An 800-nucleotide genomic window follows, 5' to 3' on the forward strand; every position below is an offset into this window, starting at 1 on the left:
GATGTTGTCTTTCAACCCGACCCACTGCCGCCAGAAATGGCTGAGCGTCCTTTGTCGGCGATAGAGAAGCAGCAATTACTGACCTACCCAACAACAGAGGCGCCCGTATTTGTGGGTCATTACTGGATGTCTGGTGAGCCAGAGCCTATTCAATGCAATATTGCTTGCCTGGATTATAGCGCGGTGAAATATGGCCAGCTGGTGGCTTACCGAATGGATGGCGAGAGAGTCTTGAGTAAAGACAAGTTTGTGTCGGTGGACGTTACCCGGACATGAGTCGCATACCACCCATTCCACTAGACTTGGATCTTTCGGACTTTAGTCAATGGCTCCATTTTCAGGGCGTGGCCCATCGAGTCATTGAAAATCAGGGTGAACAAGCTTTGATTCTAGATGATGAAGGCTATGAGGAGCAGGTCTTGAGTGCGCTTGAACGCTACATGACAGAACCTCAGTATCGTAGTGGCCTAGCTGAGCAGCTTGACAAAATGCAGGACCAGCATCGGCGTCGTGAAGTGTTTCGTAAGCCGAGGGACCTGGTGGCATACACGAGGGCTAAACCAAGCCAAGCTCCTGTGATTTTTACACTTATCTTTGTTAGTGTGGCTTTTGCTTTTCTAACCGACTTTGGTAAAGGCGGTGCGCTGCTTAGATCTTTTTTGATCGTTGATCCCTTTAATTCCGGTTTGGATATGAACTCAGTCAGTGGGCGCTGTAATGCAATGCTTGATGTGCTTATCAGCGGCCAGGTCTGGCGCTTGGTTACGCCGGATTTTATCCATTTCAACGTCATGCACATC

1 protein-coding gene and 1 pseudogene are annotated in these 800 nt (G+C 49.1%); both read left to right on the plus strand.

Annotation, left to right across the window (positions count from 1 at the left end; translation table 11 throughout):
• Positions 1-276, plus strand: a pseudogene (locus A3757_RS26115) (serine/threonine protein phosphatase); the annotation flags it as partial.
• On the plus strand, positions 273-800 hold a 528-nt coding region (locus A3757_RS01945), incomplete at its 3' end, for a rhomboid protease N-terminal domain-containing protein (protein ID WP_304439163.1). The pseudogene A3757_RS26115 and the gene A3757_RS01945, both read left to right, overlap by 4 nt.

The organism is Oleiphilus sp. HI0117, from assembly GCF_001635235.1.